Origin of the sequence: Haladaptatus cibarius D43 (assembly GCF_000710615.1) — an archaeon.
Classification (GTDB): Archaea; Halobacteriota; Halobacteria; order Halobacteriales; family Haladaptataceae; genus Haladaptatus; species Haladaptatus cibarius.
This window is the reverse complement of sequence record NZ_JDTH01000002.1, coordinates 312,768-331,542: the sequence shown is the minus strand read 5'-3', so window position 1 is coordinate 331,542 and position 18,775 is coordinate 312,768. Positions and strand designations below refer to the sequence as shown.

The window sequence follows — 18,775 nt, the reverse complement described above, 5'->3', positions numbered from 1 at the left end:
TTCCCGCGCTCTCTCCCCCTATCCTGAGACGGCCTTCTTTACCTTCTCTACCACTCGAACGTTCCGAATCGCGGTGTCGGGATAGTTTCCATCCGCGTTCTTTTCCGCGGCTTTTACCATATCCCAGACGACGTTCAGTCCGGTCGTGACGCCCTCCAACGCTTCCATCTCACAGCCGGTTTTTCCGGTCGTCTCGACAGCAACGGTCAGCACGACGTGGTCGTCATGGACGGCGAAATCGGTGTCCACGTTCGTAATCGGTATCTGGTGACACATCGGAATCGTCTCCCACGTGTGTTTGACCGCCTGCACAGCGCCGATTCGCGCGGTCGCCAGCACGTCGCCCTTTTTCACGTCGTTGTCCCGAATGGCTTCGATGGTCGATGGCTGAAGGTGAATCTCTCCCTCCGCGACCGCTCGGCGCGAAGTGTCCGGTTTCTCGCCCACGTTCACCATCTGCACCTCGCCAGAATCGTCGGTGTGCGTCAGGGTTTCGTCGGTCGTTTCGTCGTCTGGTGAATCCTCATTCATCGTCGTCACCCCAGATTGCGCGGGGAACCGTCTCCAACATATCGGATGCGAGCAAGCCCTCGCCGTATTCGTCGTACAGCAAATCGCCCGCCCGTCCGTTGACATAGGAACCGACGCAGGCGGAATCGAAGGCGTCGGTGGTTCCGAACAGTCCCGCGACGACTCCGGCGAGTACGTCGCCCGTTCCGCCGACTTTCATTCCCGTATTTCCAGTTCGGACGACTCGCGTCCGCCCGCCGTCCGAAATCACGTCGGTCGCACCTTTCGCCAGCACGACGTGGCCGAGGTCGTCCGCGAGCGTTTCGATTTCGTCGGTAACATCGCGCAGATTTTCGGCCTCCGGGCCGCCCAACTCCGCGAGTTCCTTGCTGTTCGGCGTGCAGACCAGCGTGGCTTCCGTATCGAGATCGGGAATCGCGGGAAGCGCGTCGGCATCGACGACCGCTCGACCCGAAAACGATTCGAGGAACTGAACCGTGGCTTCGATGGTTTCCCCCGCGTTCCCCAGTCCCGGCCCGAGGACGACCGTGTCGTCGTAGGATTCCGCCGTTTCAACCAGTCCATCGACCTGCTCGGGCGTGAGTCGGTCGCCCTCGTAGGGTTGGACGATGAGGTCTTCTGCGTACCCCTGAATTTCGCCCGCCACGGTGTCGGGTGCGGCGACGAACGAGAGGTCTGCTCCCGCCCGCAATGCAGACTGCCCCGCGAGTGCTGGTGCGCCCGTGTACGGGCCCCCGCCGATGACGAACACGCGGCCACCCACGTTGCCCCGAACGCCGTGAAGGTCACCCGGGCCGACGAACGTCTCCGCGGCGGATGGGATTCCGATGTCGGCAACTGTCACGTCGCAGTCCAAACCCGAGAGTCCGGGTTTCGTTTCGTGGAAGGTGACGACGCGGTCTGCTTTGACCGCGGTTCCCTCCGCATCTCCGGTATCCGCGTTGATTCCGGACGGCACGTCAACCGCGAGAACGGCCGCGTCGGAGTCGTTGATTTGCTCGGCGGCGGTCGCTTCCGATTCGCGGAGCGCCCCGGTAACGCCGGTTCCGAGCATGGCATCCAGGACGAGATCACAGTCGGGCAAGTCGAGGTTTTTGGAGTCGGTCACCTCCGTCGTGTCGTACTCCGACCGTTGGAGGGCTTCCCAGTTTTCGCGGGCGATGTCCGTGCCGATGGTTTCGGCGCGCCCGAGCAGGCGGACTGTCACATCGTACTCCTGCAAAAATCGAACCGCGACGAAGGCGTCTCCGCCGTTGTTGCCCCGACCTGCGACGACGACGATTTTCTCGCCGCGGTCGGCGATTTCCCGCACTTCGCGGGCGATGGCGTTGCCGCTCGACTCCATCAACTGCTTGCGCGGCACACCGAGCGCCTCGGCGTTTCGGTCAACCGCGGTCATCCTGTCTGCGGTAATCATACGCGGTTGTTCGCCCGGATTCGGGGTTAACGTTGTGGGTGTGTGGCGGATTGAACAGTCCGTTTTCGACACCGATGACAGGCCATGGCCAACACGTCAGGGGGTGACGTAAAGCCCCCACGCGTCGAAGTGAGACGTATGCGAGTACTCATCGTCGGCGGCAGTGGTTTCGTCGGAACGGCTCTCACAAAGGAACTCGACGCGCGCGGCCACGACGTGACCGTACTCGCGCGGTCGCCCGAGGAAGCCGACCTCCCCGCTGGCGTCGAGACGGTTTCGGGCGACGTAACCGACTACGACTCAATCGACGGCGTGTTCGCCGAACAGGACGCCGTGGTCAATCTCGTCGCACTCTCCCCGCTGTTTCAGCCCTCCGGGCCGGGCCACGAGGAAATCCACCTCGGTGGGACGAAACACGTCGTCCGCGCCTGCGAGGAACACGGCGTTCCGAAACTCGTCCAGATGAGCGCCCTCGGCGCAGACCCGGACGGGCAAACCGCCTACATCCGGACGAAGGGGCAAGCCGAGGAAGTCGTTCGGGATTCGTCGCTCGACTGGGTTTTCGTCCGGCCCTCCGTCGTGTTCGGCGACGGCGGCGAGTTCGTTTCGTTCACGAAAGTCCTGACCACGCCCTACGTGACCGGACTTCCCGGCGGCGGAAAAACGCGCTTCCAACCCATCTGGGTCGGCGACCTCGCGCCCATATTGGCCGACTGCGTGGAGGATGATTCACACGTCGGGCAGACGGTCGAACTCGGTGGCCCCGAAGTTCTTACCCTCGCCGACGTGACGAAACTCGCCTATCGAGCAGAGGGGAAATCGGTTACCATCCTGCCGATTCCCATGCCACTCGCCGGAATCGGGTTGCGCCTCGCTGGCCCACTCTCGTTCATTCCGATGGGGCCTGACCAGTATCGCTCCCTGAAGTTCGACAATACGGTCGCGCAGAACGACGTTTCGTCGTTCGACCGCGACCCGAACGACCTGCGAACCCTCGCGGAGTATCTCGGCGTCGAAGACCGCTCCGGCGCGAGTGCGGCAGGCGGAACGACGCCGGGAACGGCGTAACTGCCGTCTCGATTCTCGTTTCGGTCGGTTTTACCTCCGAACCCGAACTTAACAGCTGAATAATAAGATACTGAAACGGTGTATCGGCCACTGAATGAATCGAAGGATGCAAATCGGTCTTCTCAGTGGAGCACTCCCGTCGATTGCTGGCCTTTTTCGATACTTCATCATCCCTGCTCTGTCCGGTAGCTATTATTGGCATGAGTTGGGGTATCTTCCCTTCCGGACGCTCACTTCGAAGCCCTACTCGTAGCACGTTGTGGTGTTGGTGGTTCCCTCGTTCATCGGGATGTTTAGCGGAAGCCTGCTGGTACGCAAAATCGGGGAAGGATCAAAAACGACCGACGCGATTCTGTTCACCGCACACCACTCCGCTCCGGTCGTAACCGTACTCGGACTGTTCGTCATCGACATTCTACTTCCGTGGTTAGGGCTATTTCAGAACCCATCGGAGGCAGGAGGGATGGCTTTATTTCTCGTATTCTACACGCTGATGGGTTTCGTCATCGGCCTCCTCCTCGCCGCAACCGCAGTCGCCTACGTGCTGGTCGCGGTGCTCATCGGGAGCGTAAGCGGCTACGTTCTCGCGTGGGCGTTCACCCGAGGATGGGAGACGATTGAACGACGTGGGGCTAATCTGACGAATCTCTCATCACCTCCTTCGAACTGTTTTCCGTGATTCCACACACCTTTTGCCTTTCCCGGCCATCCCCTCGCACATGTACGAGGTCGAAGTGAAGGTTCGCGCCGACCACGAGGCGGTTCGCAATCGACTGAACGAACTCGGTGCGAATCTGCTCGGCAAAGTCACGCAGGAGGATTTCTACTACAATGCGCCTCACCGGGATTTCGCGGAAACCGACGAAGCCCTCAGGGTTCGTCGGGAATCGGGAGACGAAGAACCCGTGGAGGTCGTGACCTACAAAGGCCCACTGGTCGAAGAGGAGTCGAAAACGCGCAAGGAACACGAAACCGTCGTCGGCGACGGCGACACTGTGGATGCACTGCTTTCCGCGCTGGGGTTCGACGCAACCGAAACCGTCCACAAAGAGCGCGAGCGATTCGAACTGGACGGCTACGTCGTCACGCTCGATTCAGTGACGGGTCTGGGCGAGTTCGTGGAAGTCGAAGCCAAGGCGGCGGAAACGGATGTCGAATCTGTGCGGGAGGGGGCGTACGATGTCCTCACTGATTTGAATCTCGACCCGAACGACCAAGTCCGAACGTCGTACCTCGGTTTGTTGCTTGCTGATACGGGAGAGTAATACTGGCACGGCAAACCGTTTCCGCAAGTTATAGAATCCGTGACTGAGAACCTGAGATAATGACAGAGCGGAACATTCAGGTGGAGCCGATTGACCGTCGGGCAGTCGAAGACCAGGACATCGAAATCGTCGAGCGAAAGGGAATCGGCCACCCCGACTCTATCTGTGACGGTATCGCGGAGGCAGTTTCTAGCGCACTCTCGCAGGCGTATCTCGACCGCGTCGGGAAGGTACTCCACTACAACACGGACGAAACGCAACTCGTCGCGGGCAGTTCGAACCCGCAGTTCGGCGGCGGCGAAATGGTCGAACCCATCTACATCCTCCTCACCGGTCGTGCGACCAAAGAGTACGAGGGAACCAAAATCCCAACCGACACAATCGCACTGGAAGCGGCCCGCAACTATCTGAACGAGAACATTCCGGAACTCGACGTCGGCACGGACGTCATCCTCGACGTGAAACTCGGCGAAGGCAGTGGCGACCTCCAGAGCGTCTTCTCGGAGGACGGCGCGACGGTTCCGATGGCCAACGATACGAGTTTCGGCGTCGGCCACGCCCCGCTTAGCGAAACCGAGCAAATCGTCCTGAACGCGGAAGACCGACTCAACAACGAGTTCGTCGCGGAGTACCCCGCGCTCGGCCCGGACGTGAAAATCATGGGTAAGCGCGAGCGCGACACGATTGACGTGACCGTCGCCGCCGCGATGGTGGATTCCTACATCGACAACCGCGACGGGTACGACGAGATGGTCGAAAACGTTCGGGACTACGTTCACGGCGTCGCCGAGGAGTACACCGACCGCGAGGTGAACATCCACGTCAACACCGCCGACGCGGAGGACAGCATCTACCTCACCACGACTGGCACGAGCGCCGAGATGGGTGACGACGGGTCTGTCGGCCGCGGCAACCGCGCAAACGGCCTCATCACGCCAAATCGTTCCATGAGCATGGAAGCGACGAGCGGGAAGAACCCGGTCAACCACATCGGAAAGATTTACAACCTGCTAAGCACCAGCATCGCCGAAACCGTCGTTTCCGAAGTCGATGGTATCCGCGACATGCGGGTTCGCCTGCTGTCCCAAATCGGCCGCCCAATCGACGAACCGCACGTCGCGGACGCGCAGGTCGTCACGGAAGACGGCGTCACCCTCGCCGACATCGAAGACGACATCGTCGCAATCGTGGACGAGGAATTGGCGAACGTGACGACCATCACGGAACGCGCCGTCAACGGCGACGTTCGAACGTTCTAACCGGCATCGAAATCGTAACTCTCCTTCGAACCGGTACCTTCCTTCGAACCGTTACCCGTCTTCGACACTCGTTTATTATGGCCTCTGCTATGCCCGTCTATGCACCCGTCGGGAGCCGACACCGTCCTCGTTCGGCACGGGGACGTGGGCGTGAAAAGCAGGAAAGTGCAGACCGAGATGGAGCGACGGCTCCGCGACAACATGGCCGCGATTCTCGAAGACAGGAACATCGATGCGGAAGTCGAACGCCGCTGGTCGCGCCTCCTCGTTCACACGGACGAGCAATCGGTCGAGGACGCGACGACTGCCGCCGCGGACACCTTCGGCGTTCAGTCCGCCAGTCCGACAGTCGTCGTCTCGCCCGAAAAAGAACTCATTGAAGAGACGCTGGCCGACGCCGCACGAGAGCATTACGACGAAGGAACGTTCGCCGTGCGTGCCCGGCGCGCCTCGAAAGACCATCCGTTCACCAGTTCGGAACTCGAACGTGAGGGCGGCACTGCCGTCTGGGAGGCGGTCGAAAATCCGGAAGTCGATTTGGACAATCCGGACATCACGTTCTCCGTCGAAGTCCGCGAGACGGAGGCGTTCGTCTTCATCGAGAAACGCGACGGGCCGGGCGGACTGCCGCTCGGAACCCAGACGAAACTCGTCTCGCTGGTCAGCGGCGGCATCGACTCGCCCGTCTCGACGTGGGAAGTGATGAAACGCGGCAGTCCCGTGATTCCTGTCTATCTCGAACTCGGCGATTACGGTGGCGCAGACCACGAAGCCCGCGCAATCGAGACGGTTCGAAAGCTCAAACGGTACGCCCCGAATCACGACATGCGAGTTCGAAAAGTCCCCGCGGGCGAGGCGATGAATCGCCTCGCGGACGAAGTCGGCCCGGCCCGAATGCTGTCGTTCCGGCGGTTCATGTACCGTGTCGCGGAACACATTGCCCACGAGGAATCCGCCCACGGCATCGTCACGGGGGAAGCCATCGGGCAGAAGTCAAGCCAGACTGCGCGCAATCTCGGCGTGGTGAGCGCCGCGACGACCATGCCGATTCACCGGCCCCTGCTCACGATGGACAAAAGCGACATCGTCGCCCGTGCCCGGAAAATCGACACGTACACCGATTCCACGATTCCGGCGGGTTGTAACCGCATCGCGCCGGATTATCCCGAAACCAATGCGACCCTCGAAATCGCTCAAAACGCCGACCCTGACGATATTTTTGAGTTGGCCAAAGAGGCGGCCAGGAACGTCGAAATCGTCGAGTTTTGAGAGTCTACTGTTCGATGAATCCGAATAACGAGGACTCGCCACTATAGGAAAACAACAATAGTCCTTGGTATCGTTCGTAGTCGTATGAGTACCGACGACCGAACCCGAGTCAAAGAGATGATGTCGACACCGTTGAAGACGATTTCGCCGGAGGCAACGGTCACGGAGGCCGCCGAAGTGATGCGTGAAAACGAGATTAGTGCGTTGGTCGTGACAACCTCTCCGCGGGCAATAATCAGCAGTTCCGATGTACTCGAAGCCGCTGCCAACGGTTTAGACCCCACCGAGTTACAGGTTTCGGACGTGATGACGACGGACGTCGAGACCGTTACTCCCGACCTCTACATGGAGGAAGTCGCAGCGATGATGACTACCTTCGGTATCAAACATCTTCCCGTCGTTGACGGCGATTACGTCGGGATGGTTTCTTCGACTGACGTTACCGCCCTCCTCTCCTAACAACTCAAAATCCTCGCGGGTTCGGCAGTGAGTCAGATTATTCCGGGATGAACGCGACAGAGGATTTGCGAAAATTCACGCGATACTCGACTAGTCCATATGGCGCGCGCTGGCACGAACCGGAGGGCACGTCGCCCGGAGGTTTGTGCTGAAGTCGCGCGAGGGATGAGTATCGCAGAGAGCGACGAAGGAGCGAGCGAGAAACGCAGTCGGTTGGGGAGGATGTGGTCTGTGCGGTGTGGAGGCGGTTTGATTGGAGTCGGAAGTTGCTACCGACATTTCTATCTGTGCTTAGTTAACTCATCAATGACTTCGAGGGGTTCTGTCAATACTAACCAACGACATAATCAGATCTAGCGGCGAGGTATACCACCGCTAATTTGTGAAGTGGCGGGTTCGGAATTGCGTGCGGTCGTGCATGTTGAACGGTGGCAAGCGCATCATGGAGTGCTCGATTCTCTTCGATAGCGAGCGCGGTCGCGATGAGTGTGCTACTCCGCGAAATTCCCGCCTTGCAGTGAACGAGCAGGGAACCATTTTTCCGATAAAGCGTTCGAACCGTATCGACAGCCGATTCGAAGGCTGACCACTCGTTGCCGGAACCATCAATGAGTGGATGGTGATGTGTGGTTAGTGGGTATTTCCCACTAGTAGCCGACACGACGTACTCAAACCGCTGATTGTGATACTTGGAATGTGCTGCAAACTTGTTTCCGAGATATAGATTTCGCTCACCGATACGCCGAATGACTGGTTCCGGTTCGACGTAACCGAACGGTCGAACGAAAATCCCCGAATCATTCACCTTACTGCTCTCTGCTAGCCCATCTGCATTCATCGTGATAGACTACCGCCAACAAGTGATAAAACCACTGAATTATAGCGTGGCATCACAGCTGATCCACCGCCCACGCATCTCGAAGACGAAATCGCTTTAGCCCGCCATGCTAACCCAAAAACAGTGACCCGCGTCCTGCTCGTCGGTTCGGAGGAAGTCGATCTGCGCGCCGAACTGTTCTCCCGGGAGACGGCGCGCGATGCCCTCGCCACTTACCAACTCCGCGAACCGTATCAAAACTGCCTCGAACTGGAAACCATCAGCGTCGGCTCCGCCACCTCGCTGTTGAACGACCTGAACTGGTATCTTGTTCGCTTCGTGGACGAGGCGTTGGTTCTCGAACCGAGTATCAGCGACGACGAATGGCTCTCCCGAAATCTCGCGGCACAAGTTCGGGACGGCGACCGTAATCCGGCCGAAACCGACCCACTGCTGAAGATGTACGGAGTTGAAAAAGACGAGTTCGGCAAGGAACTCGTAGAACCAATGTACGTCGCCCGAACAGTAGACGGAGTTCCGGAATACGACCTACGCGATGTGGACGAGACGCTGGTGGTGCGAGTGACAGACGAGGAGTTTCGGTCGTAGTAAAGCACGTTGTTTGTTAGCATTATTGCAAGGAACAGGAGCCGGTTCTGGCGGAATCGGTTGACGGCCAGTTCTGCGCCACTATCTCGAGTAACGCGGACTGCGAGCGGAAGAAGAAAAAGAAAATTTGCTGGTTCCGCGTCTACTGCCCGGAGGAAAACGGCGAATAGACCTGCAATGATGGCGACGGGTGCGAAGGCCAACACCGATCTCCCCTGTCGCCCCTGAAACGAACGACATGGAACGTATTTCGACGTGAAATTGGGACCATTCTTTTTCTTTCGTCGAAAATTTCTCTCCGGCGGGGGGTATCTGGTTTCGTTCGCCTTCTACAACGCTGACGCCACCGAAGAAATCGGTACAGTGGCCGGAATCGCTTCCTCGTCGGTCTGTTCGTCGATACCGCGCTACAGGCGTTCAAGGGTCTGACGGAACGAATCCTCGGCGAACCGAACGACAAGGAGATATTCACCGAGCGTGCGACCGGGTACAAAAAAGCAGAGCACGAACTACAAGAGAAATACGAAACAGCACAAACCGACGAAGCGTTGCGGAAACTCGACGAAATCCGCAGGAACATGCCCTCCTGAAAAATTGTGCAGTCGTTTTTTAGTCGAACATCCCAGTCGAGAGGTACCGTTCCCCGCTATCGGGGAAAACGGTGACAACGAGCGGGCAGTCGTCGTAGCCCTGTTCGACCCCGCCGTCGGATGTCACCGCCGACTGGTTCCCCTCTGCATCTGCCATCATCTCGCTCCACTCCTCGGGCATCTCCGGGCAGTTGAGTTCTGGTTGCGCCAGTCGCTCCGCAACGCGGTAGGCCGCGATACTCGCCGCACCGCTCGACTGCCCGACGAGGACTCCTTCGTCCTGAGCAAGCCTTCGGCACTCTTCTTCTGCATCTTCTAGCGAGACGGTTTCGACCGAATCGAGGAGGTCAGTGTCGAGCAGGTCGCTGATAAATCCCGGCCCCATTCCTTGATACTCGTCTTCGCCGGGTTCGCCGGTCGAAAGCACCGCGTTTCGCTCGGGTTCGACGGCGATAACGTCCATGTCCGGGTACTCCTCCAGCAGTCGCGTTGCAGTTCCGGTAATCGTCCCGCCCGTGCCGACGCTCGCGACGAGGGCGTCGATTTCCCGGCCTTCCACCTGTTCGATGATTTCCGCTGCGGTCGTTCGGTAATGTGCTTCCGCGTTGGCCCGGTTTTCGAACTGACCGAGTTGAATCGTCTGTTCGGATTCGGTCAGTTCGTCGGCGCGGGCGCGGGCGGATTCCATGTTACCCTCCACGAGTTCGAGATTCGCGCCATATGCTTTGAGAAGTCGCCTGCGCTCCGGCGACTTCGACGCGGGCATGACGATGGTCAAATCGTAGCCTCTGGCGGCACAGACGACAGCCAACCCGATACCCGTGTTTCCGCTGGTCGGTTCGACGATTCGGTCGCCCGGTCGCAGTTCGCCCGCGCGTTCCGCGGCCTCGACCATCGCCAGCGCCGGGCGGTCTTTGGCCGACCCACCGGGATTGAACGACTCTATTTTCGCGGCGACGGTCGCACCCTCGGGCGAACGGACGTGGACGAGCGGCGACCCCACGGTGTCGAGGATGGACGATTTCATACCCGACGTGTACGGTTTCCACACCTAAACCCCTACTGGACACCGGCAGGAGATGCCGGAAAAAACGGTTGTTTATCACGTTCCGGCCCAAGTCACGACTATGGAATCGACCGAACCAACCCCGACGTGGGACGCGAGCGCGCACAGCGAAACAGTCAGCGCAATCGAAGCGGGCGTCGGCGAAGTCACCTACCGAGTGTGGGGCGCGGACTGGTGTGGCGACTGCCGGAGCGCGCTTCCGGACTTCTTCGCCGCATTGGACGCCGCGGGCGTCCCCGACGGCGAGATGAAAGTATACGAAGTAGACCGCGACAAGAACGGCGAACTCACCGACGAGTACGACGTGACGCTCATCCCGACCATCGTCGCGGAGCGCGACGGCGAAGAAGTTGCACGATTCGAGGAGAGCGAGTCGCTCCCTGCCGCGGAGTTCGTCGCGCAAAAACTGCTCGAAAGCGACGTGTCGGCCTGATTTTCCGACCTATTCCGGTGCGAGGTCGTCGGCCCACTCCAACCCGGCGTCGATGTCCGTCACCGGTGGCGAGCAGGTGAACGACCGACAGACGTACAGGGTGGGTTTACCCTCCGCGTCCGCCTCTCGGTTGGCCCAAATTGGCGGCACCTCGTCCAAATTCAATTTCTCGCACCACGCCGCCAGACCCTCCTCAGTCGGCGGCCGATGTGCCAGAATCCGCGTTGGAAGGTAGGTTTCTGCAAGCCTATCGCGCCATTTTCCGGGAAGTTCGTCCGCCGAAACCGTCAGTTCCAGCGATCCCGTTGCGTGGCGGTCTGCGGCGAGCGCGAGCGTCGCGTACTGGAACGGATTCGATTCGATGGTTTTGGAGTGGGTTTCGAGCACCGATTCGGCGATGTCGCCGAATCGGTCGTGGGGTGCGAACTCGGAGAGGACGAGTAGCATGTCGGTGGCAACCCCGAGACTTGACGGCGTGGATTGGTCGGCCAACTCCTGCGGACGAGCGACCAGTCGCTCGCCGCTTTCGGGGGTAAAGTACAGCGTTCTGTGCTCGTCGTCCCAGAACTCACGTTCGATTGCCCGCGAGAGGTCAAGCGCGAACCCGAGGTGGTCAGGGTCGCCCGTCCCCTGAAACAGGTCGAACGCGCCGCGCGCGAGGAAGGCGTAATCTTCGAGGTAGCCGTCGATTGCGACATCTCTGTCTTTGAACCGCCGCGAAAGGGTCTGTTCGTCCTCGTCCCAGAAGTTTTCGCGGACGAAATCGAGCGCCGATTCCGCGAGATTGGTGTATTCCGACTCCAGCACCAGACCACCTTCTGCGAGCGTGGAAATCAGCAGACCGTTCCATCCGGCGAGAATCTTCTCGTCTCGCAGTGGGCGCTCGCGCTTCTCACGCGCTTCGAACACCTGCCTTCGAGCGTCGTCCAACAGTTCCCGGACTTCGCTTTCGTGGAGGTCGTACTCCGCCGCGAGATTCGGAACGCTTCCGTTCAGTGTGAGGACGTTCTCCCCCTCGAAATTCCCCGATTTCGTAACTCCGTAGCGGTCACAGAACAGGTTTGCGGCGGTTTCTCTTTTCACCACGTCGTGAATCTCCTCGGGCGTCCAGACGTAGAACGTCCCTTCCTCGCTTTCACCCTCTTCGTTCTCGCTTCGGGCGTCCAAGGTGCTGTAGAAGCCGCCCTCCGGATGGCGCATCTCCCGGTCGAGAAACGCGAACGTCTCGCGGACGAGATTCGCGTAGCGTTCGTTGCCGGTGAGTTGGTAGCCAGCGAGATACGCACGCGGCAGTTCCGCGTTGTCGTACAGCATCTTCTCGAAGTGCGGCACCGTCCATTTTCGGTCAGTTGCGTAGCGGTGGAAGCCGCCACCGAGGTGGTCGTACAAGCCGCCGTTCGCCATCGCGTCGAGCGTTTCGACGGCAACGTCTGCGAACTGGTTCGCGCCGGTTCTGTCGAACGCCCGAAAGAGAACGTCGATTCGTGCGGGTTGCGGGAATTTCGGTCCTTGCTGCCCGAATCCACCGAAATCGCGGTCTGCACTACGGACGATTTGCGAGGCCGCGTTTCGGAGCAGTTCCGCGTTCGGCGCGTCACCCGCTTCCGGCGTCGATTCCAGTTCTCCCTCGATGGCGCTCGTCCACTGTTCGGCCCGATTTTCCATCTCCTTGCGATCGGTCTGCCACGAGTTGCTGATGTTTTCGAGTAGGTCGGTAAAGCCGGGTCGTCCCTGTCTAGAGTGTTTCGGGAAGTAGGTGCCGACGTAGAACGGCTTTCCCTCGGGCGTCAGCCATGCCGAGAGGGGCCACCCGCCGCCACCCGTGACCTGCTGGCAGATGCTCATGTAGATGGAGTCGATGTCGGGGCGCTCCTCGCGGTCAACTTTTATCGGAACGAAGTTTTCGTTCAGCAGTTTCGCCACGTCTTCGTCCTCGAAGCTCTCCTCTTCCATGACGTGACACCAGTGGCAGGCAGAGTAGCCGATGGAGAGGAAAATTGGAACGTCGCGTTCGCGCGCCGCTTCGAGGGCGTCCTCGTCCCACGGTTGCCAGTGTACCGGATTGTCGGCGTGCTGGCGAAGATACGGACTCTCCTCTTCGTCCAGTCGGTTGTGCCGCGTCGGGTCGCTCATGGTTGTCGATTAACCGTCGAATCACGTAAAGACCCTGACTACCGCACGACTGATGGTACCGTGTGACGTACTACAGTATCATGTCTGAAACAGACATCACCGAGAGGTTTGCAGAGGAAATCGTCTCGACCTGTCGGACGGGGATTGGGGATACCCTTGGGAGCATCATTCACTTCACACCGAGCGATTCGGAGTTGCTCTACCTCAGAAACGACCTCTACGGGGGCGACAAGGAGCGGGCAATGGAGCTGGAAACGGTATTCGTCAACAACGAACGACTCGGGTTTGGAACGCACGAAACGTACAACAGGCTCAGAGAGGAGGGTGCAGAGCCGGACATCGGCGACTACGAACTCACCATTCGGGCGTTTTCGGATGGGTTCGTCAGCCGTGTCATCGTCGGCGAACAGGGGATTTTGCTGACAAGCGACAGCCTCCACATCGCTGACTTCGAAGAGGTCGCAGTGTCGCTCCGGAAACTGCTCGCCGAGCAGTCGGAAAATAGTGAGGTATAATCACGGACGTGAATACTTCCGGAATGGGTAACGACAACCTTTACACCACTGTGCCTATATTTTCCCACCATGAGCGAAACCGTACTGCTGGTCGGTGGCGGCGGTCGTGAACACGCTATCGCCCGGTCACTGGCCGACAGTGATGCTTCCCTGTACGCCTGCGCGGGCAACCGAAACCCCGGAATCGTGAGCATTTCGGATGGCTTCGAAACGCTCGACACGACGAACACGACGGCAGTGGTTTCCTACGCAGAGGATGTGGACGCAACCCTCGCCGTCGTCGGGCCGGAAGGGCCGCTTGCCGCAGGAGTCGCAGACGCACTGGATGACGCCGGGATCTACGCTTTCGGGCCGATGAAGGCAGAGGCCCGAATCGAGACGGACAAGGCGTTCCAGCGGCGGTTCATGCAGGAGCACGACATTCCGGGCTGTCCAGAGTTCGAGACGTTCGAGAACTTGGAGGAAGCCTGCGAATACATCGACGAGTACGACGGCGACCTCGCAGTGAAACCCGCCGGACTGACGGGCGGAAAGGGGGTCAAAGTCATCGGCGACCAAGTGACGCCCGAGGAAGCGAAAGAATACCTCCAAGACAGCGACTACGATCGAGTCGTTCTGGAGGAACGACTCGTCGGCGAGGAGTTCACGGTACAGGCGCTCGTCGCCAACGGACAACTTCGCGTCACGCCAGCCGTTCAAGACCACAAACGCGCCTACGAGGGCGACGAAGGGCCGAACACGGGCGGGATGGGCAGTTACAGCGATTCGGGTCTCGAACTGCCGTTCATGGCCGAGGACGACTACCACGAAGCGGTTGACGTGCTGAAAGCCACCGTCGGTGCCTTGGACGACTATCGCGGCGTCCTCTACGGACAGTTCATGCTCACCGCAAACGGCGTGAAAGTCATCGAGTTCAACGCTCGGTTTGGCGACCCGGAGGCGATGAACTCCCTGCCGATTCTCAGTACGGATTTCTTAGACGTGCTGGTCGCGGCGCGGGAAGGCGACGACCTGCCGAAACTCACCTTCGCGCCGAAAGCGACGGTCTGTAAGTACGGTGTGCCTGCGGGCTATCCGACCGACCCAGAATCCGGTGCGAAGATACAGGTTGACGAGGAAAGCGCGGGTGACGCGCTCTTCTTTTACGCCAGCGTGGACGAGCGCGACGACGGCATCTACACGACGACGTCACGTTCCTTCGCGGTCGTCGGGTTCGGCGACACTATCGCGGAGGCGGAGGAACTCGCGGAAGATGCACTGTCGGTTGCCGGTGAGGAAGGACTGCACATGCGCCACGACATCGGAACCGAGGCCCTCATTCAGCGTCGAATCGACCACGTCGAGGAACTGCGTAACTAATCGTAGCGACCGCCTACCGCAATCGACAATCGAACTATAACCAAGGTATTCCGCGTGATGGTTTCACCATGGACGACAAACTCACTACGGACGAAATATTCGACGTACTCGGACACAGTCATCGACGGCACGCACTCACTGCTTTGATGGACTGCGACGGAAAAGCGACGATGACGGAACTGGTCGAGAAAACGAGCAACCGAATCGAAACCGCTCCCAAACGAATCGAAGTCGGACTTCATCACTCGCATCTTCCCCGACTCGAAGGGATGGGCGTGGTCGAGTACGACACGGACACCAACGTCGTGCAACTGACCGACGCCGCGAGCGAATTGAAACCGTTCGTGGAACTAACAGACGAGTAAGTTCAAGCTATCCGGGCACAAACCCCGGCCCGTGAGCGACGATACGACCCGCCGCCATGAGCGAATTACCCATCACTCCACCCCCGGCGGCTTGAACTCCTTGCAGTACTGGACGACGGCGCGGAGTCCACTCCGGGTTGCGATTCAGTATCTCGTCATCTGGCTCGTGCGAATCAACCCGAGCCTGCGCCTCAAAAGCTGGCTTCTCCGCCGAATCGGGGTTTCGGTCGGCAAGGGTGTTTCGTGGGGCCTCGAATCGACGCCGGACGTGTTTTGGCCCGACCTCATTACCGTCGAAGACCACGCCATCATCGGCTACGACGCGACGATTCTCTGCCACGAATTTCTCCAAGACGAGTACCGAACCGGCGAAGTAAAAATCGGCGAGCGTGCGATGATTGGTGCGGGTGCAGTGATTTTGCCCGGCGTCGAAATCGGTGCGGGCGCGCAGGTGGCCGCGAACTCGCTGGTGACGCGGGACGTTCCGGCAGGAGAAACGGTTGCAGGTGTTCCGGCGAAAGCGATGTCGAACGAGGGGTTGGATTCGGAGTAGATTTGGGTTCATTTGTATCGCGGATCACACGTCTACCTCGTTCTGTTTTCGATTCAAAGACAAATCGTAATCGTCGTCGGATACGTAGTGCATGACCTCCTTGGACAACCAGCTTGCTAACCGCGATGTATGTTTTTCTAATATTTTCCAGTCTATTTCACCAATTCCCAGACCTGTACGCTGTCCCCATCCGTGAGTGGCTCTCGGTTGAATCCACCCCACACCGACCACTCATCGAACGGAGAGAGACGTGCCAGTAAATCGACTTGTTGTGGCGGGAGATGCGAAAGGACGAACTCATCTCGGGCTACAACGTCGCCATCTGTCTCTAATAGCTCTTGTTCCGCACGGTAGGTCTGTTCCACCTGATTCGCAATCGTCGCCTTGGAACGTCCTCTAAGCAGGTTCCCTTTGTATTCGACCTCTTGAATCTCCTGCCACTCCCCAAAGGCCTCGGCGATGACATCATACCGAGGTACGTACACGTCGAACAGCAGTCGGCCACCGGGCGCAAGAACGTCGTGAAAGGCCTTTAGTGTTGCAAGTTGGTCATCGACTTCCCGGAGGTTGCAAAACGAATTGTAGGGAACCAGCGCCAGCGAGTAGGTACGAGAAGCGCCGATAGACCGGAGATCTGCTTGCCAAACCGTGGGTGAAATACCCTCGATAGTTGCTTTCTCTCGGAGAATTTCTAGCATTCCGGGAGAAACATCGAATCCGTCAGCATCGACGCCTTGGCGTAGAAGTTCGAGGTAAAGTCGCCCAGTTCCACAGGCACCTTCCAGTACTGGCCCGTCCGCGCTGGTTGCCGCGTCGAGATAGAACGACTCGTCGCCGATGTCACCGTAACCGTGGGTTGCCTCATAATAAGCCGCTAACTCCTCCGAAAATTGATTTTTATTGCTCATAGTAACTATCGTATTTTTTGCATGAAAAGTTCACCGGCCCTATTCCGTTCCTCCCTCGAATCTGCTCGAATCAACGGCTGCTCCGCCTCAGTTCCGCAGACGAACCGCACCCTTCCGCATGACGAGGTGGTTCGGCAATATGAACTCCTCGCCGTCGTTTTCGATGTGGGTGACGAACATATCGACCTCTTGGACGATGCCCTGATTGCCAGCGACGCGAATCTCGTCGCCGATGCCGTAGGGTTGGTTGAGCAGGAGGTAGATGCCCGCCGCGGACGAGCGGAGCAGATCCCAGAACGCCACCGCCCCGAAGACGATGACGGCGAGGACGTAGGCCGCGAAGAGGACGATGAGGGTGAGCGTGGCGACGTTTACTTGACTGAGTGCGATGAGCGAGGAGACGTAGACGATGCTGTATTTGACGATTCGCGGGAGGACGTTTACCTCGGGGAGTTTGACGCTCCGCAGTCGCTCGCTGACCATCAACTCCGCCTTGTCGGCCACGACGAATCCGATGATGAACACTAGCGCCGCGACGAACAGTTGCGGGGTAAAGAGGATGATTTGCCAGAACAACTGCGTGCTCAGCGGTAGTTCGGCGGTGTTGAGCGCGAGCAAAATCGCAACGCCGTAGATGAACCACGAGGTGAGGCGGGCGATGAGCGACACCGTCGTCGTCCCGAGACTCCGAGCGGTGCGCTCGAACGGCGTTCCCTCGACGACTTCGTGGACGCCCGCGGCCCGGAGAATGCGCCGATTCAACCGACCGAGGAGATAGCCCGCGACACCGCCAGCAATGAGAATGAGAATGGCGAGAACGATTCGGTACTCCTCGTAGAGAAGTACCTGCCAGTCAGGTTGCATCCTAATACCCCTCCGGGTCGAGTTCGAGAATCAGTTCACCGCCTTTGAACGACCGGACGAGACCGTCGCTCTCGGAGAGGACGATTGCCGTAGCGTTGGTGTCGCGCGTAATCGCCCCCGCTGCCATGTGGCGAGCACCGAGTCCTTTCGGGATGTCTACTCCCTCGGCGGACGGTTCGAGGTAGCGATAGGCGGAGACGATTTTCCCCGAATCCGAGATGACGAACGCGCCGTCCAGTCGGGAGAACTCCTTCAGCATGACGTTCACGATGGGGTCGCCGACGTGGACGTGCGATTTCTCGAAGGGATTGTAGGAGAGCGGACGAGACTTGTTCATCACTTTGCCCGCGTCACCGACGACGAACAGCGCGCCGACGGGTTTTCCTTTCTGTCCTTTCTTCCCCAGTTCGATGGCGACTTCGAACACGTCGCGGATGACGCCGGGGTCGGCCCGCGAGTTGGCGAACAGGTCGTAGATGCCGGAGTGAGATTCCTCGTTCGCTCGGGTGCGGGTGACGGTGTCAATGCTGTCACCGAACATGCTGGCGATACAGGTGAGTTCGTCGCCGTCCTCCGCGAGTCCGTGGTCGATGGCTCCCTCGATACCGAATCGGATGCGGTCTTTTACGTTGTCGAACTCTAACGGCAGTTCGACGTAGTTGTTCGCGCCGACGTTGTTGTCGGGGGCGACGACCACCACGTCGGGACCGTTCAGGTCGGCGAACCGCTCGTAGTACGACCCGCTCGGAGAGAAGAGGAACACCGCGTCAACACCACTGACGAGGTTCTCCAGAAGTTCGCTCAGGTCAGTCATTACAGAAGGTCACTCAATCACCGGAGAAAAGGTTTGCGGGGGTATATGTCACCCATTATTTCCTTTTATGAATACGACCCTCCTCGTGGATTCGAGAGGTTTTCGTACTCTCCGAAGTTCACCACTCGAAAACCTTACATACCCATATCATCGGCGGGGTCGGGAATCGGCAGGTCGGACGGTTTCACGCCGAGCAGTTCCGCCGCGTGGTCGAGCGCCATGTCGAAGCCGTAGTATCGCTCGATTTCGGGACTATCTGGTGTGTCACGCACCTTGAGCATGCCGTACCCTTCGATATTCTGTGCAACTGCCGCGGTTCGCCCATCGCGGGAAAATTCGAGGACGCGCTCGTGGTCGGTTTCGAAATAGGACGCCGAGATTCCGTTTTCCGAAATAGTGGTCATAGAGTGGGATTCGAAGGCAAGGAAGTCGAAGGTATCGGTTCCAGCGAAACAAAAAGTAGGTGTCCGGGGACTGTGTC

21 protein-coding genes are annotated in these 18,775 nt (G+C 59.1%); 12 read left to right on the top strand and 9 right to left on the bottom strand.

The window, feature by feature from the left end; all coding sequences use genetic code 11:
* Positions 1-18: 18 nt before the first annotated feature.
* On the bottom strand, positions 19-531 hold the full coding sequence (gene moaC, locus HL45_RS06890) for a cyclic pyranopterin monophosphate synthase MoaC (RefSeq protein ID WP_049971932.1): 513 nt from the start codon (positions 529-531) through the stop codon (positions 19-21).
* A complete protein-coding gene (locus HL45_RS06885) occupies positions 524-1,948 on the bottom strand; it encodes a bifunctional ADP-dependent NAD(P)H-hydrate dehydratase/NAD(P)H-hydrate epimerase (protein WP_049970400.1) in 1,425 nt (474 codons plus the stop codon). The genes moaC and HL45_RS06885 overlap by 8 nt, the downstream gene beginning before the upstream one ends.
* 138 nt (positions 1,949-2,086) lie before the next feature.
* On the opposite strand from HL45_RS06885, the gene HL45_RS06880 reads away from it, so the two are divergent.
* The 6 genes from HL45_RS06880 (at position 2,087) to HL45_RS06855 (ending at position 7,268) form a co-directional block, all read left to right on the top strand.
* Positions 2,087-3,016: a complex I NDUFA9 subunit family protein gene (locus HL45_RS06880; protein WP_049970399.1), complete on the top strand. Its 930-nt coding sequence runs from the start codon at positions 2,087-2,089 to the stop codon at positions 3,014-3,016.
* A 259-nt stretch (positions 3,017-3,275) separates the two neighbouring features.
* The gene (locus HL45_RS06875) at positions 3,276-3,695 is read left to right on the top strand and encodes a hypothetical protein (RefSeq protein ID WP_144240025.1); all 420 of its coding nucleotides are present in this window, start codon (positions 3,276-3,278) and stop codon (positions 3,693-3,695) included.
* A gap of 40 nt (positions 3,696-3,735) precedes the next feature.
* Entirely contained in the window at positions 3,736-4,281 is a 546-nt protein-coding gene (gene cyaB / locus HL45_RS06870; RefSeq protein WP_049970397.1) for a class IV adenylate cyclase, read from the top strand.
* A 59-nt stretch (positions 4,282-4,340) separates the two neighbouring features.
* Entirely contained in the window at positions 4,341-5,540 is a 1,200-nt protein-coding gene (locus HL45_RS06865) for a methionine adenosyltransferase (protein ID WP_049970396.1), read from the top strand.
* 99 nt (positions 5,541-5,639) lie between these two features.
* On the top strand, positions 5,640-6,809 hold the full coding sequence (gene thiI, locus HL45_RS06860) for a tRNA uracil 4-sulfurtransferase ThiI (protein WP_049970395.1): 1,170 nt from the start codon (positions 5,640-5,642) through the stop codon (positions 6,807-6,809).
* An 84-nt stretch (positions 6,810-6,893) separates the two neighbouring features.
* A complete protein-coding gene (locus HL45_RS06855) occupies positions 6,894-7,268 on the top strand; it encodes a CBS domain-containing protein (RefSeq protein ID WP_233274709.1) in 375 nt (124 codons plus the stop codon).
* Positions 7,269-7,599: 331 nt separating this feature from the next.
* On the opposite strand, the gene HL45_RS06850 is transcribed toward HL45_RS06855, so the two are convergent.
* Positions 7,600-8,106 (bottom strand): protein-tyrosine phosphatase family protein, encoded by a 507-nt coding sequence (locus HL45_RS06850; RefSeq protein ID WP_049970394.1) that lies wholly within the window; start codon positions 8,104-8,106, stop codon positions 7,600-7,602.
* A gap of 123 nt (positions 8,107-8,229) precedes the next feature.
* Here HL45_RS06850 and HL45_RS06845 point away from each other — a divergent pair, with 123 nt between their 5' ends.
* Complete coding sequence (locus tag HL45_RS06845; protein WP_049970393.1) at positions 8,230-8,694, top strand: DUF5804 family protein; 465 nt, start codon at positions 8,230-8,232, stop codon at positions 8,692-8,694.
* Between the two features lie 609 nt (positions 8,695-9,303).
* Here the strand turns inward: HL45_RS06845 and HL45_RS06840 are convergent.
* Positions 9,304-10,311, bottom strand: a complete 1,008-nt coding sequence (locus HL45_RS06840; RefSeq protein WP_049970392.1) for a PLP-dependent cysteine synthase family protein — start codon at positions 10,309-10,311, stop codon at positions 9,304-9,306.
* Between the two features lie 52 nt (positions 10,312-10,363).
* On the opposite strand from HL45_RS06840, the gene HL45_RS06835 reads away from it, so the two are divergent.
* On the top strand, positions 10,364-10,783 hold the full coding sequence (locus HL45_RS06835; RefSeq protein WP_233274708.1) for a thioredoxin family protein: 420 nt from the start codon (positions 10,364-10,366) through the stop codon (positions 10,781-10,783).
* Between the two features lie 9 nt (positions 10,784-10,792).
* Here the strand turns inward: HL45_RS06835 and HL45_RS06830 are convergent, their stop codons facing one another.
* Positions 10,793-12,916, bottom strand: a complete 2,124-nt coding sequence (locus tag HL45_RS06830; protein WP_049970391.1) for a thioredoxin domain-containing protein — start codon at positions 12,914-12,916, stop codon at positions 10,793-10,795.
* 80 nt (positions 12,917-12,996) lie between these two features.
* On the opposite strand from HL45_RS06830, the gene HL45_RS06825 reads away from it, so the two are divergent.
* The 4 genes from HL45_RS06825 to HL45_RS06810 all read left to right on the top strand — a co-directional run bounded on the left by HL45_RS06825 (position 12,997) and on the right by HL45_RS06810 (position 15,708).
* A complete protein-coding gene (locus tag HL45_RS06825) occupies positions 12,997-13,431 on the top strand; it encodes a DUF7522 family protein (RefSeq protein ID WP_049970390.1) in 435 nt (144 codons plus the stop codon).
* A 69-nt stretch (positions 13,432-13,500) separates the two neighbouring features.
* A complete protein-coding gene (gene purD, locus HL45_RS06820) occupies positions 13,501-14,790 on the top strand; it encodes a phosphoribosylamine--glycine ligase (RefSeq protein WP_049970389.1) in 1,290 nt (429 codons plus the stop codon).
* 68 nt (positions 14,791-14,858) lie between these two features.
* The gene (locus tag HL45_RS06815; protein ID WP_049970388.1) at positions 14,859-15,155 is read left to right on the top strand and encodes a DUF7344 domain-containing protein; all 297 of its coding nucleotides are present in this window, start codon (positions 14,859-14,861) and stop codon (positions 15,153-15,155) included.
* 31 nt (positions 15,156-15,186) lie between these two features.
* Positions 15,187-15,708: an acyltransferase gene (locus HL45_RS06810; RefSeq protein WP_049970387.1), complete on the top strand. Its 522-nt coding sequence runs from the start codon at positions 15,187-15,189 to the stop codon at positions 15,706-15,708.
* Between the two features lie 152 nt (positions 15,709-15,860).
* Here the strand turns inward: HL45_RS06810 and HL45_RS06805 are convergent, their stop codons facing one another.
* The 4 genes from HL45_RS06805 to HL45_RS06790 form a co-directional block, all read right to left on the bottom strand.
* Positions 15,861-16,616 carry a class I SAM-dependent methyltransferase gene (locus tag HL45_RS06805; protein WP_049970386.1) on the bottom strand — a complete coding sequence of 252 codons (756 nt, stop codon included), beginning with the start codon at positions 16,614-16,616 and terminating at the stop codon, positions 15,861-15,863.
* A gap of 87 nt (positions 16,617-16,703) precedes the next feature.
* On the bottom strand, positions 16,704-17,480 hold the full coding sequence (locus tag HL45_RS06800; protein ID WP_049970385.1) for a mechanosensitive ion channel domain-containing protein: 777 nt from the start codon (positions 17,478-17,480) through the stop codon (positions 16,704-16,706).
* A 1-nt stretch (position 17,481) separates the two neighbouring features.
* Positions 17,482-18,294, bottom strand: coding sequence for a diadenylate cyclase DacZ (gene dacZ, locus HL45_RS06795; protein WP_049970384.1), 813 nt, complete (start codon positions 18,292-18,294; stop codon positions 17,482-17,484).
* A 134-nt stretch (positions 18,295-18,428) separates the two neighbouring features.
* Positions 18,429-18,698, bottom strand: coding sequence for a DUF7111 family protein (locus tag HL45_RS06790; protein ID WP_049970383.1), 270 nt, complete (start codon positions 18,696-18,698; stop codon positions 18,429-18,431).
* Positions 18,699-18,775: the final 77 nt, after the last annotated feature.